This window comes from Mycobacterium sp. IS-1590 (genome assembly GCF_001500025.1).
GTDB lineage: Bacteria > Actinomycetota > Actinomycetes > Mycobacteriales > Mycobacteriaceae > Mycobacterium.
The window spans coordinates 54,131-68,416 of sequence record NZ_LQIW01000045.1; the positions used below are offsets into that span (position 1 = coordinate 54,131).

Below are 14,286 nucleotides of genomic sequence, written 5' to 3' on the forward strand. Positions count from 1 at the left end.
CGTATACCCAGCGGGCCGGGCCATCAGCCGTTGGGCCGGCTCGAACGCATCCGCGCGAACCGCTCGGAGAGCCGCTTCATCCGCACCATCAACGCCGCCGACGGACTCGTCTGCCCGCTGAGGAACGACTCGAAATCATCGGGGGGCGCGCCGATCCGCGAGGCGAACTCCTGGCGGCCCAACCCGGAGTGCTCGAGCAGCGCGCGGATGTGACGGGCCACCTCCTCGCGCTCGTTGGCCTCCAGATGTTCGCGGGTGCGGGTGAGCACCTCGGCCAGCGCCTTGGACACGCCGTAGGGTCGCGCGGTCTCGAGGACCTCCTCGACCTGTCGCGCGGTACGGCCGAACGGGTCCCGCTTGATCGCCGCGACGATGCGCTGCCAGACCGCGAGGTCGTCGGTCTCCAGGGCCGCGCGGATCGCCGCGGTCGGCCAGAACTCGACCGGACGCTCGTCGACGGCCTGCGTCGCGGGCGGTTTCGGGCTCTGCTCTGCGGAGACACCCTCGCGGCGGCGGGTATCCCGAATGTCGGGAGTCACCGTCACCTCGCCTCCTCCAGCATCGCGACCGCCACCGAAAGGCAGCGCTCTCGAACTTTCGCCCACTCCGCCTCCGCCTCCGGACCGGACATCCGGGTGTCGTGCTCGTCCGAAGGTTGAGGGTCGGCCAGTCGGCGCACCAGCTGAGTGGCCACCCACTGCCTTCTTGACTGTGAACCAGAGTAGTACCGGTCCATTGTGCTCAACACTTCTGCCGCCGTGCGCGTGTCCATGCACTCGACCAGATCCGCGAACTCCGCATAGTCGCGCGTGGTGTTGCGGCACATGATGAGGTAGCCCTTCAGCCGCAGCGTCTCCGCGCCCGTCGGGATCTGCAGCCGGTCGCCGGTCGGTAGTTGGACGTTGGTGGTCTCCATCGGACTGCGCCGTTCCATCGTGGCGTGCTCGCATTCCGATGCGGTCTCGAGCGCGTCCAGGGCGACCGCCAGCCGGCCACGCCACATCGTCACCGGATGGACCGGGGGCGGCGCGGTGGCCAACGCGGTACCCCCGCCGCCACCGCGGTGCCCGGCGTTGAGCCGTCCGATGCTGCGCATCTTCGTGGTCGGTGCGTCGGGACTGCAGCCGCTGAAGGCCAGCGGATCGGCGACCGTGACAGCTTGCGGGACAAGGGTTTTCAGCTTGGCGGCCGACTTGACTACGGTGCGTAGCTCAGAACCGGTCGGTCCCAGCGACGAGAGGTCGTCGGGGATGATGATCAGATCGGGTGTGTCCACCTTGGGCAGCGGCTTCTCGAAGTCCACCGACGGCAGGATGCGGGTCAGCCAACGCGGGAGCCACCAGTTCCATTCGTCGAACATCGCCATCAGGGCCGGCACCAGCACCAGCCGCACGACCGTCGCGTCCACCGCGATCGCCACCGCGCAGGCCACACCCAGCTGAGCGACCAGCGGCATGCCCGCGAACGCGAACCCGATGAACACCGCGATCATGATCAGCGCGGCGCTGGTGATGGTCCTCGCGCTGGTGCTCACGCCGTAGGCCACCGCGTCGCGCGTGTTGCGGGTCAGCAGGAAGCGTTCACGGATGCGGGTCAGCAGGAAGATCTCGTAGTCCATGGACAGACCGAACGTCATCGCCAGGACCAGCGGCGGAATCGTGCTGTCCAACGACGAGATCCGGTTGAAGCCCAGGTCCTCGAGCCAGCCCCATTGGAACACCGCCACCAGGCTGCCGTAGGCGGCGGCCACCGACAGCACGGTCATCAGGACGCCCTTGAGCGCCAGGACCACCGAGCGGATCGCGACGAGCAGCATGAAGAACGCGATCAACGCCACGAACAGGAACACGAGCGGCTGTGTGGCGGAGACCCGGTCGTCGAAATCCTTGATCAACGCGGTCGGACCGCCGACGTCGAGGTGCACGTTCTGGGCGCCGGGTACCTGGGGCAACTCCGCGCGCATCCAGTCCACGGTCTCCCGCGCGCCCATGTCCTCGGGATCGACCGACAACACCGCCGACAGCAGCGCGTGCCGATAGTCCTCACCGAAGGACGGCGGGCTGACCGACACCACGTTCGGGCCCTGCGCCATGCGTTGACGGAGCGCATCGAGCAGCGGTTCCTTCGCCGGTGCCGAGGCCGCGTTGCCATCGGGGAACGCCACCAGCACCCGGACCGGGCCCAACGCGCCGGCGCCCAGCGCCTCCGCCGCGGCGTTGACGCCGCCCCGGATCTCGTGGGTGGGCTCGAACTGACGCTGCATGCTGTTGCCGAGCATCATCGAGAATGCGGGTGCGGCCAGCGCGATCAACAGCGCGGCGGCGGCCGTCGCCGACAGCCACGGACGGCGCATCACCCAGCCGGTCCAGCGCGTCCAGAAACGGGACTGGGTGGCCTCGGGGCGTCTCGACCAATGCAGATAGGACGAGCGCCGTGCCGCCGCCCGCCCGAACGTCGCCAGCACGGCCGGCGTCAGCGTCGTGGACGTGAGCACCGCGACCGCGACCGCGAGGATGGCGCCGGTGGCCATCGACTCCAGCACCGGGGTCTGAATGAGGTAGATCCCGGTCACCGACGCGATCACGGTCAGCCCGGACAACACCACCGCCAGTCCGGAGGTGGCCATCGCGGCGTCCGCGGCCTGGTCCGGATCCCGGCCGGCGCGCAACTCCTCGCGGAAGCGCATGAGGATGAACAGCGAGTAGTCGATCGCCACCGCGATGCCGAACATCGACACCGTCGACGTGACGAACACCGACATCGTGGTGAACATCGACAGCAGGTAGACGATCCCCATCGTCACCACGACGGTGCAGACGCCCAGCACCAGCGGTACGGCCGCCGCGGCCAGCGATCCGAACACCGCGAGCAGGACGATCAGGACGATCGGCAGATTCCACCGCTCCGCCTGGGCGATGTCGTGTTTGGTGGCCTGCGTCGCGGCCGCGCCCAGCGCGCCCTGGCCGATGACGTAGAGCTTGACCCTGCCGTTCTCGATCTCGCCGGGGTCCTCGCCGTCGATACCGACCTTCTGGCGCAGCTGTTTGGCGACGTCGACCGCGCCGGTGTTGTCGAAGTCCAACTGCAGGGTGATGACGTAGGGCCGGTCCGGCTGCGGCGGGGGCTGTTGCGGGTTCGGCACGATCTTGACGCTGGGCACCTCGGCGGCCAGGCGTTCGAGGTGCGCGACGGCGTCGTTCATGTCCTGGTACGAGGCGTCGGCGCGCGGTGCGGCGACCAACGCCAGCGGCGAGGCGCCCTGATCGGGGAAGTGCTCTTCGAGTTCGTGCTGCACGCGCAGCGACTGGGAGCCGTCGACCTCGAAGCCGCCACCGGTGAGGTGGCTCGACTGATTGAGCGCCAGCCAGATCGACGGGACGAGCAGGAGCACCCATACGGCGAAGACCGCCCAGCGATATCTGCGCAGTTTGCTACTCAAGCGCAACATGAATTGCTGGATTGGATTCCCCGCTTTCTCCCCGGCGTTTCGTAGCCGAAGCGTACAACAACCTGCGGTAAGGTGCCGGTCCCTTCGATCTCCTCTCATGGTGCCTGAACGATCGGCCAGCAACGCCTCACGATGTCCCGATTCGTTCTCGCAACCAAGCCGAACGGCGTTACCGCCACCCCCTTTCCACCGGCGCGCATCCGGGCCGTCACCCCGCAGGATTGGCGGGGGTGCCGCGACCGGTGGCAGGATGTGCCTCGGCCGTTTTCGGCGTCGGGGACTGATTGCCGTCCATCGCGAGAGCATTTGCGGACCGTTCGAGATCGTCCGCGAATCGTTAGGAGTTGTCATGAAAACGACCGCCGGGTTGATACGTCGCAGCGTCGTCGGCGTCGTCGCTGCCTCTGCCGCGGGCGGGGCCGTGGCAGCCGCGCTGGTGCTGCCGTCCCTGTCGTCGCCTCCGTCGGCGACCGCGGCCAAGGACCCGTGCGCGGCCAGCGAGGTTGCCAGGACGATCGGAAACGTCGCCACCTCGACCGGTGACTATCTCGACGCGCACCCGCAGACCAACCAGGCGTTGACGACGATCTCCAAACAGCAGGCCGGGCCGCAGTCGCTGGGCGCGCTGAAGGCGTACTTCGACGCCAACCCGGAAGTCGCCGACGACTTGCAGCAGCTGCAGCAGCCGCTGGCCAGCCTGTCGGGCAAGTGCAAACTTCCGCTCACACTGCCCCAGGTGATGGGCTTGATGCAGGCCGCGCAGCAGCAGGGCGCAGGTCTTCCCGCGGATTTGCCGGCGCAGGCCCCGGCCGCGAAGACCCCGGCGCTGACCGCGCCGGGCGCCGCGGCCCAACCGCACGGGACGTCACCGGTTTCGCAGGGCAACTCGCAATCACCGTCGGCGGCCATCGCCGGCCTGCCCTGACTCGAAGCGACGCCCCGTCACCCGTCGCGGGCGGTTTCAGCTGCGGATTTTCGTGTTTTCGGCGACTCGTTGACCGCAAGGCAAGAAAGTCTGCGGACATTCTGCTTAGCTTTTCTTCGTTGGTCCCAGTTGGTAGACGTCGCTAACCACCCTGGTTACGACCACCCACTTCCGGTGAAGGAGCTCACCCATGTTTCTCTCGGCCCGTTCTGCGCGTCGTGCGGTTGCTGGCGCGGTCGGCACCGGCGCGATCGCCGGTGCGATGTTCTTCGGTGCGACGCCGCTCGCTGCCGCGGAGCCACCGAACTGCACCGCGGCCGACCTCGCCGGTGTGGCCTCCGGCGTATCGGCATCGACGTCGGCGTACCTGTTCACGCATCCGGACGTCAACTGGTTCTTCACCAGCCTCGAGGGTCTGCCGCGCGAAGAGGTCCGCGGCAAGGTGCAGGACTACCTGAACGCCAATCCTCAGATCAAGGCCGACCTGACGGGGATCCGTCAGCCGCTGGTCGACATCAAGAACCGCTGCGGCGACACCAACGGCGACGGCATCGCCGACAGCTAGGCCTGCGTTCGCTTGACACCTGGGCCGTCCGCTCAGCAGGAGGCTGCGGGCCCCACCGTGCTGATGGTCGACGACGACCCGGACGTCAGAACCTCGGTCGCGCGCGGATTGCGCCACTCGGGGTTCGACGTTCGGGTCGCCGCGACCGGCAAGGAAGCGCTGCGCCTGCTCTCCAACGAATCACACGACGCGTTGGTCCTCGACGTGCAGATGCCCGAACTCGACGGCGTCGCTGTCGTCACCGCGCTGCGGGCGTTGGGAAACGACATCCCGATCTGCGTGCTGTCGGCGCGCGACACCGTCAACGACCGGATCGCCGGTCTGGAGGCCGGCGCCGACGACTACCTGACCAAACCCTTCGACCTCGGTGAGTTGGTCGCTCGGCTGCACGCGTTGCTGCGCCGGGCCAGCCACTCCGACCATCAGTCCGACACGATGACGGTGGGGCCGTTGACCATCGACACCGCGCGCCGGTTGGTGTTCGTCGCGGGGGAACGGGTCGATCTGACCAAGCGGGAGTTCGACCTGCTCGCGGTGCTCGTCGACAACGCCGGTGTGGTGCTGAGCCGGCAGCGGCTCCTGGAAATGGTGTGGGGTTACGACTTCGACGTCGAGACCAATGTCGCCGACGTGTTCATCTCCTACCTGAGGCGCAAGCTCGAACGCGACGGGCTGCCCCGGGTGATCCACACGGTCCGCGGTATCGGCTACGTATTACGGGAAGAGTCCTGAGGCGAGCTTGCGAGCCGAACAACGATCAAGCGGCGAGCTTGCGAGCGAACGATCGGGCGCTGCCGAGTGAAGGCGCCGCGGGTCCTGCGGTCGGCGTCGCTGCGCACACGGGTGGCTGTCGCCGCGGGTGCGGCCGCGGCGGCCGTCGTGGCCGCGTTCCTGGTCCTCACGTCGGTGGTGTTGGCCAGCAACGATGAGGCGCAACTCGACCGGCGGCTCGACTCGATCATCGACGCGAGCGTGTTCCCCGAACAGCCGCAGGACCCGCGCCGCGGGGTGCTGACGACGGGACGCTCGCGATCGACGGGAGAGGTGGTGTTCCAGCGCGGTTTTCAGTTACCGCCGCTGCCTCCGGGTACCGACACCGTCGAGGTCAATGGTGTCGAATACCGCGTCCGCACGATTCCTGTGGACCAGGACGGCGGGGTGTTGATGTCGATCGGCATCCGCGCCGACAGTATTCTGCTGAGCCCCAGCAGGATTCCGCTCTACACCGGCGTCGGCGCCCTTGCGGTTCTGATCGCCGCGGGGCTGGGCTGGTTACTGGCGGGCCCGGCGGTGCGTCCGCTGCGCAGGCTCACCGAGCACACCAAGAAGTTGGGCAGGGACACCGCCCAGATGCCGGAGGTGCACGGTGTGCGTGAGGCCGAGGACCTCTCGGAGGCCATGTCGGGGATGCTCAGCCGCCTGGCGGCCGCGCAGCAGGCCACCACGAACTCCCTACAGGCGGCGCAGGATTTCGCCGCCAACGCCGCACACGAACTGCGCACCCCGTTGACGGCGATGCGCGCGGACATCGACACGTTGCGCATCCACGACCTGCCCGCCGAGGAGCGCGCCGAGGTGGTGCAGGACCTTTCCCGGGCCCAGCGGAGGGTGGAGGCGATCATCACCGCGCTCGGCCAGCTGGCGTCGGGTCAGCTGGCACGCGCCGAGGATCGCGAAACCATCGATGTCGCAGAGCTGTTGGACCGGGTAGCCCGCGAGAACGCCCGCACAGCCGGTGCCGTCGAGATCGAGGTCGAGGCCGATGACGACCTGGGCACGATCTGGGGCTGGCCCAGCGGCCTGCGGCTGGCGGTCGACAACCTGGTGCGCAACGCGATCACCCATGGCAGCGCGAGCCGCATCGTGCTTGCCGCACACCGGATGAACGGGACGATGACGATCGTCGTCGACGACAACGGCCGCGGGCTTCCCGCCGACGAGCACAAGACCGTCCTCGGACGCTTCTCCCGCGGCAGCACCGCCGCGCCGGGCGGTTCGGGTCTGGGGCTTGCCCTCGTCGCGCAGCAGGCGGCGTTGCACGGCGGACGCATCGAGCTGTCGGACGGGCCGCTGGGCGGGCTGCGCGCGACCCTGACGGTGTCAGCGGCGAGTCATGAGATGGATCCCCGCGCGCCAGCCCAGTAAAAGCACGGCGGTCGAAATCGAGGCGACCACAACGAAACTCGGTGCCACACCCGCAGATGTCAGCTTGCGCAACAGCATCCCCAGCACGATGGTGCACACCCACACCACGAGGCCGGTCGGGATCAGCGAATAGGGACGCCGCCACCCGAGCGACAGTGCCCACCCGGCAAGAGCGCCCGACACGAACGGCCACGCGGTCTCGGCGATACCGGCCAGATCGAGGCCTTCGTCGTGGCTGCGCCGTCCGATGGCGGCGAACACGATCAGGCAGGCCACGTCGGTGGCCAGCGCGGTCAGGGCCGGCCGGGTCTGTTCCGAGCTATCGATCGGCATAGGTCATCACATCCAGTTCCAATGGCATGGCGGTCTTTTCGTCGCGAGAGGCGAATCCGGGCTCAAACTGTGCGGACGTCCCCGCGAAAAGCCTGTCGACGGCGTCGTCGTCGACGAGTCTCGTGTCGAGCCGGAAATCGTCGATCACGAAAGGTAATCCGTTGGAGCCCAACGGGTCCGGTGAACTCATGACCTGAAAGTGCAGGTGTGGTGCGGTGGAGTTGCCGGTGTTGCCGACGTTGCCGAGCACCTGTCCCGCGGTCAGCCGGTCGCCGGGTTTGACCGCAACAGTCCCGGTCTTGATGTGCGCGTACAGCGCGTAATTCCCGTCGCCGAGATCCTGTACGACGTGGTTGCCTGCGTACTGGCTCAGCGGGAGGCCGGTCGGGTCGCGGCCGGGCACCTGCTCGGGCAGGCCGTCGAGCACCGAGACCACCCGTCCGTCACCGACGGCGTGGATGTCGGCGCCGAAGTAGGAGAAACTCTCGGGTTTCGACGCGTCGCCGGTGAGCAGGCGTCCGTCGGGGTCGAGCTGGATATAGTCGATCGCGAATCGTTCCGCGGCCCAGAGTCGGCCGTTGACCGGGTTGAGCGCCGTGCGGTGGGCGCTGGTGGCGCAGCATCCACCGCCGTCGACCCAACTCGCCCCCCTCAACGGGGGCCGGATGACGACGGGTTCGCGGGGTTGAACTTCGACAGGGGCGATGTCGACGGTTTGGTCGGCGGGGAAGAGCGGATCCTGCGGGTCGGGGTTCGCCAGAGCGACGGCGTGTGTGAGCCGCGTCGGCGTCTGCACGTCGTCGCCCAGCGCGACGTCGAACCACACGAGCGCTGTCTGAGCGGGTCCGATTGTCGTTGTGGGACTGGGTGTTCCGATGATCCGCGCCCATTGCGCCAATTGATCGCCCTGGAGGTCGAGTAGGGCGACGTCGCGGTCCAGCACGGTGATCGACTTCATGGTCAGCGGGTGCGGCAGCGTGTTGGTCAGGCTGATCTCGTACACCAGATGCTTCTTGCCGTCCGTGGCCCGCACCGGCACGGGCTGACTGATGGCGTCGCCGACGATCGGGGTGGCCACCGACGGGGCGGGAGCTCGCCGTGGTCCTTGAGGCGGGGGAGAGGCCGTCGTCGTCGTTTCCGGCGACGACTCGGTCGGCGATGTCAGTTCGGCCGGCTGCATGGCCGGCGAACAGGCGGCGATCAGTGCCGCAGCACCGAGGACGGCTACCGCTGGTCGGCGCATGCGTCGGGGTCGACGTCGGTGTCGGTGCGGAACATGAAGAAGAACACCACCCATCCGATCGCGGCGATGAAGATCCAGCTGATCAACCGGTAGATCAGCATCGCCGAGATCGCCGAGGCCAGTGTCATTCCGCTCGACACCAGACCGGGGACCAGCACCGCTTCCACCACCAGCAACCCGCCGGGCATGAGCGGAATCGAGCCGACCGCGCGGGCGGCGACGTAGGCCACGATGACCCCGAGCAGCGAGGGGCGCCCGCCGGCTGCGTAACAGGCGAACAGCAGCGTGCCCACGCCGGTGACCAGCGTGAACATCGACCAGGTGGATGCGATGCCGAGCTGACGCCTGCTCAGCTTCACCGACTCGAGCTGGGCCAGCGTCCCACGCCATTTGGTCAGCCCGTTGTGGGCGGGTTTCGCGCGAACGTAGTTGACCCAGGACAGCACCCGCACCCCGATGCCGTCGAGCAGATCCGGTCGTGAGGCCACCGCCTGTGCCAGCACGATCAGCATGATGAAACCGGCCAGTGTAAAGATCAGCGAGAACGGATTGTGCTTGGCGCCGAGGAAGAATGCGCTGCCCAACCCCAGCAACGCCAGGCTGATCACCTGCAGCGCACCCGACATCACGAGCTGCCAGGAGGCGATGACCGGAGTCGCGCCCCAGAGCCGCTGCTGGCGGTAGATGAACGTCGCCGACAGCACCGGTCCGCCCGGCAGCGTCGTGCTCAGCGAGTTGCCTGCATAGAACGCGGCTTGTGAACGCCATTGCCGCACAGGCACTCCCGCCGACCGCAACAGCTTGCGTTGGATGTCGCCGAAGAAGTGCATCGACGCCAACGCGGTGCCCACCGCCGCCAGCACCCACCACCACTTCGCGGTGTAGAGGCTGTGCCACGCCTTGGCGAGCTGATCCCACACCAATCCGAGTTCGACGCTCAGTACGACGGCCGCTACGGCGAGGACGGCCCACCGCAGCCACCAGTACTTCCCGCGCAGAGAGCGCCCTTGGCTGCGGGCTGCACTCGCAGGCGCGTCGTGTGCCACGGAGTAAGGGTAAGGCGTAGTGCTCTGTTTCCCTCAGATCCGTCGCTGCAAGTGACAGGCCGTTACGCTATCGGGATGCCTGGGGGCCCATCTCTTGATGACGAGTCCGTCTCACCTCTCGTTCGCAAGGGGGCAGCCTGGTCGTGGCGCCTACTCGTCATCCTCGCCGCCATCGTCGCCCTGCTGTGGGTGTTCAAGCGCCTGGAGATCATCGTCGTACCCGTCGCGCTGGCGACGATCCTGGCGGCCCTGCTGATGCCGGCGGTCGACTTCCTCGACCGGCGGGGTGCACCGAGGGCCGGGGCGGTGGCGCTGATGCTGCTCAGCGGGTTCGCCGTGGTCGGCGGGATCCTGTCGTTCGTCGTCACCCAGTTCATCGAGGGCGCACCGGAGTTGACACAACAGGTCAGTCGCAGCATCGACGGGATCCGCAACTGGTTGATCGAGGGCCCGCTGCATCTGAGCCGGGATCAGATCGACAACGCGGGTAACGCCGCGATCGAGGCTCTTCAGAACAACCAGGAAAGGGTGACGACGGGCGCGCTGTCCACGGCAGGCACGGTGACCGAGATCGTGACCGGCGCCGTGCTCGTGTTGTTCACGCTGATCTTCCTGCTGCAGGGCGGCCGCAACATCTTCGCGTTCGTGACCCAGATCTTCCCCGTCCACGTCCGCGATCGGGTGCGCGAGGCGGGCCGGGCCGGCTTCCATTCGTTGATCGGATACGTGCGGGCCACCTTCCTGGTCGCGCTCGTCGACGCCGTGGGCATCGGCACGGGGCTGGCGATCATGGGTGTGCCCCTGGCGTTGCCGCTGGCCTCGCTGGTGTTCCTCGGCGCGTTCATCCCGCTGGTCGGCGCGGTGGTGGCCGGTGCGCTCGCGGTGGTCGTCGCGTTGATCGCCAAGGGTTTCATCTACGCGTTGATCACGCTCGGATTGGTCATCGCGGTACAGCAGCTGGAAGGCCACGTGCTGCAGCCGTTGGTGATGGGTCGCGCCGTGTCCATTCATCCGCTCGCGATCGTGCTGGTGATCGCCGGCGGCGGGGTGCTCGCCGGAATCGTGGGCGCGTTGCTGGCGGTGCCGGTGCTGGCGTTCCTCAACAGTGCCGTACGGGTGCTGACGGCGCGGGATCCAGACGCCGAGAAGGAAGCCCTCGAAGCCGACGACGGTCCACTGGTCAAGGCCGAAAGCGACGAGGTCGACTGAACCACGGGACGAAAGCGCTTACAGACGGCCTTCGCGCCGCAGCAGATCCTGTGCGCTGACGCCGCCGCGACGTTGGCGCTCCTCGTCCTCGCGGGTGTTGAGCTTCTCGGTCGCCGCCTCGGCGTCGTCGCCCTGCTTGCCCGGAGTCGGGATAGCGGTCGTCGCGTCGGGGTCCCGCGCCGGCTCGGGCGGTTGCGACCGCGGCGTCGGGATCGCCGTCGTCGGCTCGTTGCCCGGTGCCGGAGGCGCCGCCTGCGGGCGTTGCCCCCTGCCTTCCGACGGCGTCGGCATCGCTCGGGTGGGTTCGGCCGACGGCCGTTGCGGAGCGGGCGCCGGTGGCGGGGTCGGTGTGCCGGTGCCTCGCAATTCGCCCAGCCATGATTCGATCTCGCGTTCCTCCCGCGGCGGGCGCCCGCCACCCTGACGGGGAGCCGCGGGCGGGGCGGGCGGCGCCGGCGGGCGTGCGGCCTGCCGCGCCGTCGCAGCGGCATTGCTCACCGCGTTGCGCACGGCGTTCTTCGCGATCGACAACCGCGTGGTCTGGGGTTCGTCGGCAGGCGCCGCAGGCGGCGTGCTGGTGCTGGAGATGCGCGTGGTGCCGGTGGCCGAGGGGACCCGTTGGGGTGCCGCGACGCGGGTGGCCCCGGGGCGCGACCCCGAGACGGGATGCGTCGGATCGTGCGGCGGGCGCGGCCGGGGCGGCACCGGTGCGCCCGCACCGACCAGCGCCTCGGGGTCCTCGGCGGCTTCGCGCACCGCGGGACGCTTGCGTTCGTCGGGCAGCTCGGTCTCGCCGAGCCCCAGCCGTTCCTGGATCCGTTTCATCCACCGCGGCGCCCACCAGCAGTCGTCGCCGAGAAGCTTCATCACGGCGGGCACGAGGAACATCCGGACGATGGTGGCGTCGAGCAGCAGCGCGATCAGCAGCCCGAACGCCAGGTACTTCATCATCACCAGGTCGGAGAACACGAACGCTCCTGCGACCACCGCGAGGACCAACGCCGCGCCGGTGATCAACCGGCCGGTGGTTGCGGTGCCGACGCGGATGGCTTCGGCGGTGGACAGGCCGCGTTCCCGGGCCTCCACCATGCGGGACACCAGGAACACCTCGTAGTCGGTCGACAGGCCCCAGATGACCGCGATGATCAACCCGATCATGGGTGCCATCAGCGGCTGCGGTGTGTAGTTCATCAGCCCGGAGCCGTGTCCCACCACGAACATCCACGTCAGCACGCCCATCGTGGAACCCAACGTGAGCGCGCTCATCACCGCGGCCTTGATCGGCAACACCACCGATCCGAACGCCAGGAACATCAGGATCGTGGTGGTGACGATGAGGATCGTGACCATCAGCGGGAGCTTGTCGAACAGGCTGTGAATGCTGTCCTGCTCCAACGCCGGGGTTCCGCCGACGGAGATCGACAATCCGCGCGGCGGCACGATGCCGCGCAGTTCCTCGACCTTCTTCGCCGCGTCGTTACGGTTCACGAGGCCGTTCTGGATCACCCGAACCGAGGGGTCTTGCGAGCCGCCCTCCTGATACGGGCGCGGCTGCCACATCTTGGTCGGGTCGTCCTCGGGCTGGATGAACCCGGGGATCATCAACGCCTTGCTGCGGATCTCCGCGACCTGCTGATCGGTGACGGGGTCGCCGTTGTCGTTCTCGATGACCAGCGTCAGGGGCTCGGTGCGGAAACCGGGGAACGATCTGTCGAACGTCTCCTGCGCCTGGCGCACGGCGTTGTCCGGCGGTAGGTACTTCTCGCTGATGCCGCCGAGCGAGAGCTGACCCAGCGGGATGATCATGAGGATCATCACGATGACGATGGGTGCGGCGAACGCGACCGGCCGCTTCATCACCCGGTTGACCAGCTTGCCCCAGAAGCCCTTCTCGACTTCGGCGCGTGTCTTGGTCTTCTGGGTCTTTTCGGCCAACCAGTTCAGCCACCACACCGTCGGCTTGCGCACCAGCGGGCTCATGCTCGCGGCCGAGAGCACCAGGATGGTGCCCGCCACGAAGATCGCGATGGCCAGCAGCAGATAGAAGATGCCCGTCCCGAGGGTGTCCTTGGCGGCGAACAGGCCGACGAAGATCCAGGCGAACGAGCCGACATAGCCGAGCACCAGGCCCAGCAGGGCGTAGTTGGCGCCCTTGTCGTAGGTGCGCCGGATCTGCGCCCTGGCGATGTGTCCGACGGGGATCGCGGCGAACGGTACGAGCAGACCGAGCGGGATCGATGCGATTGCCAGCGGGTTGGTGCGGTCGGTGGTCTCGGCGGGCGAGGGGGTCGGGTAGGGCTGGGTGAACCGCAGCAAGGTGCGCACACCGAGCGCGTCGACGCGGGGTCCGAGCAGGGCCAGGGCCGCGGCCAGCACCGTCACCGACAGAATCGCGGCCAGCATGACCGAGGCGATGATCGCGTAGGTGATCGACTTCAGGAAGCCCTGCGGGAACAGCAGCAGCGGCACCGACGACGCGACCAGGATGACCGCGGAGAACATGATGGTGCGGCCCGATGTCATCACGGTGCGGCGGACCGCCGCCTCGGTGTCGTAACCCTCGGCGATCTCCTCGCGGAACCGGCTCACCATGAACAGCCCGTAGTCCACCGCGATGCCGAGGCCCATCAGCGTCACCACCGGCTGGGCGAAGAAGTGCACCGGCATGAACTCCGCGAGCAGGCGCATGATGCCCAGCGCGCCGGCGATCGTCAGGCCGCCGATGAGGCCGGGCAGGGCCGCGGCAACGACGCCGCCGAAGACGAAGAACAGCACCACACACACCAGCGGGATGGCCGCGACCTCGGCGCGCCGCTGGTCCTCGCCGATACTGCCGGTCAGTTCACTGGCCAGCGGGTTCAGGCCGGCCAACTCGATGCGGCCGCCGTTGAGCTGTTGCAGGTCCGGTTCGACCGCCTGGTAGTTCTTCAGGATCTCGTCGTCGGTGTCGCCCTGCAGCGGGATGCTGACGAACGTCTTCGACAGATCGCTGGTCTTCATCTGCTGGACGGTCGCGTTCGCGGCGTCCGGCGCCCGCAGCCAGCCGACCCAGCTCACCACCTGGTCGGGATGATCCTTGACGAAGCTGTCCAGCTCGCCGACGACGTCGCGTTGCCACTGCGGGTTGTCGACCTTCTGCCCGTCGGGCGGCGTGAGTATCGCCACCACGTGGCTGGTTCGGTCGCGACCGAAGGCCTCGTCGGCCACCACCGATGCGTGGACCGACTGGCTGCCTTCGTCGTAGAAGCCGCTCTGGGTGACGTGATTGCCGAGGCTGATCCCGAAGATGCCGCCACCGAGGCAGAGCGCGACCATGACGCCGATGACGATGTATCGATACCGGTACACCGTTCGACCCCACCAGGCGAACAC

11 protein-coding genes are annotated in these 14,286 nt (G+C 68.0%); 5 read left to right on the top strand and 6 right to left on the bottom strand.

The genetic code is table 11. The annotated features are described in order from the left end of the window. Window positions 1-23: 23 nt before the first annotated feature. A complete protein-coding gene (locus AU197_RS19745; RefSeq protein WP_064404644.1) occupies window positions 24-545 on the bottom strand; it encodes a hypothetical protein in 522 nt (173 codons plus the stop codon). Further along, window positions 542-3,448 carry an MMPL family transporter gene (locus AU197_RS19750; protein WP_064404646.1) on the bottom strand — a complete coding sequence of 969 codons (2,907 nt, stop codon included), beginning with the start codon at window positions 3,446-3,448 and terminating at the stop codon, window positions 542-544. The genes AU197_RS19745 and AU197_RS19750 overlap by 4 nt, the downstream gene beginning before the upstream one ends. Window positions 3,449-3,797: 349 nt before the next feature. Between AU197_RS19750 and AU197_RS19755 the strand changes: the two genes are divergently transcribed. The 4 genes from AU197_RS19755 to AU197_RS19770 all read left to right on the top strand — a co-directional run bounded on the left by AU197_RS19755 (window position 3,798) and on the right by AU197_RS19770 (window position 7,083). Next, window positions 3,798-4,373: a hemophore gene (locus AU197_RS19755; protein WP_064404648.1), complete on the top strand. Its 576-nt coding sequence runs from the start codon at window positions 3,798-3,800 to the stop codon at window positions 4,371-4,373. A 190-nt stretch (window positions 4,374-4,563) separates the two neighbouring features. After that, window positions 4,564-4,938 (top strand): heme-binding protein, encoded by a 375-nt coding sequence (locus AU197_RS19760; RefSeq protein ID WP_064404649.1) that lies wholly within the window; start codon window positions 4,564-4,566, stop codon window positions 4,936-4,938. A gap of 63 nt (window positions 4,939-5,001) precedes the next feature. Continuing rightward, window positions 5,002-5,670: a response regulator transcription factor gene (locus AU197_RS19765; protein ID WP_197415616.1), complete on the top strand. Its 669-nt coding sequence runs from the start codon at window positions 5,002-5,004 to the stop codon at window positions 5,668-5,670. A 66-nt stretch (window positions 5,671-5,736) separates the two neighbouring features. Then, complete coding sequence (locus AU197_RS19770; RefSeq protein ID WP_082696760.1) at window positions 5,737-7,083, top strand: HAMP domain-containing sensor histidine kinase; 1,347 nt, start codon at window positions 5,737-5,739, stop codon at window positions 7,081-7,083. On the opposite strand, the gene AU197_RS19775 is transcribed toward AU197_RS19770, so the two are convergent. The 3 genes from AU197_RS19775 to AU197_RS19785 all read right to left on the bottom strand — a co-directional run bounded on the left by AU197_RS19775 (window position 7,039) and on the right by AU197_RS19785 (window position 9,705). After that, window positions 7,039-7,416: a DUF3054 domain-containing protein gene (locus AU197_RS19775; RefSeq protein WP_064404653.1), complete on the bottom strand. Its 378-nt coding sequence runs from the start codon at window positions 7,414-7,416 to the stop codon at window positions 7,039-7,041. The genes AU197_RS19770 and AU197_RS19775 overlap by 45 nt on opposite strands. Further along, complete coding sequence (locus AU197_RS19780; RefSeq protein ID WP_231745082.1) at window positions 7,403-8,494, bottom strand: M23 family metallopeptidase; 1,092 nt, start codon at window positions 8,492-8,494, stop codon at window positions 7,403-7,405. The genes AU197_RS19775 and AU197_RS19780 overlap by 14 nt, the downstream gene beginning before the upstream one ends. Window positions 8,495-8,640: 146 nt before the next feature. Further along, window positions 8,641-9,705 (bottom strand): lysylphosphatidylglycerol synthase transmembrane domain-containing protein, encoded by a 1,065-nt coding sequence (locus tag AU197_RS19785; protein WP_064404656.1) that lies wholly within the window; start codon window positions 9,703-9,705, stop codon window positions 8,641-8,643. A 75-nt stretch (window positions 9,706-9,780) separates the two neighbouring features. On the opposite strand from AU197_RS19785, the gene AU197_RS19790 reads away from it, so the two are divergent. After that, on the top strand, window positions 9,781-10,914 hold the full coding sequence (locus AU197_RS19790; RefSeq protein ID WP_064404657.1) for an AI-2E family transporter: 1,134 nt from the start codon (window positions 9,781-9,783) through the stop codon (window positions 10,912-10,914). A gap of 18 nt (window positions 10,915-10,932) precedes the next feature. On the opposite strand, the gene AU197_RS19795 is transcribed toward AU197_RS19790, so the two are convergent. Continuing rightward, entirely contained in the window at window positions 10,933-14,286 is a 3,354-nt protein-coding gene (locus AU197_RS19795; protein ID WP_064404660.1) for an MMPL family transporter, read from the bottom strand.

Coding starts and splice junctions, on each gene's coding strand:
- AU197_RS19750 (WP_064404646.1), bottom strand. CDS start 3,448: ATGTTGCGCTTGAGTAGCAAACTGCGCAGATATCGCTGGGCGGTCTTC.
- AU197_RS19755 (WP_064404648.1), top strand. CDS start 3,798: ATGAAAACGACCGCCGGGTTGATACGTCGCAGCGTCGTCGGCGTCGTC.
- AU197_RS19760 (WP_064404649.1), top strand. CDS start 4,564: ATGTTTCTCTCGGCCCGTTCTGCGCGTCGTGCGGTTGCTGGCGCGGTC.
- AU197_RS19765 (WP_197415616.1), top strand. CDS start 5,002: ATGGTCGACGACGACCCGGACGTCAGAACCTCGGTCGCGCGCGGATTG.
- AU197_RS19775 (WP_064404653.1), bottom strand. CDS start 7,416: ATGCCGATCGATAGCTCGGAACAGACCCGGCCGGCCCTGACCGCGCTG.
- AU197_RS19790 (WP_064404657.1), top strand. CDS start 9,781: ATGCCTGGGGGCCCATCTCTTGATGACGAGTCCGTCTCACCTCTCGTT.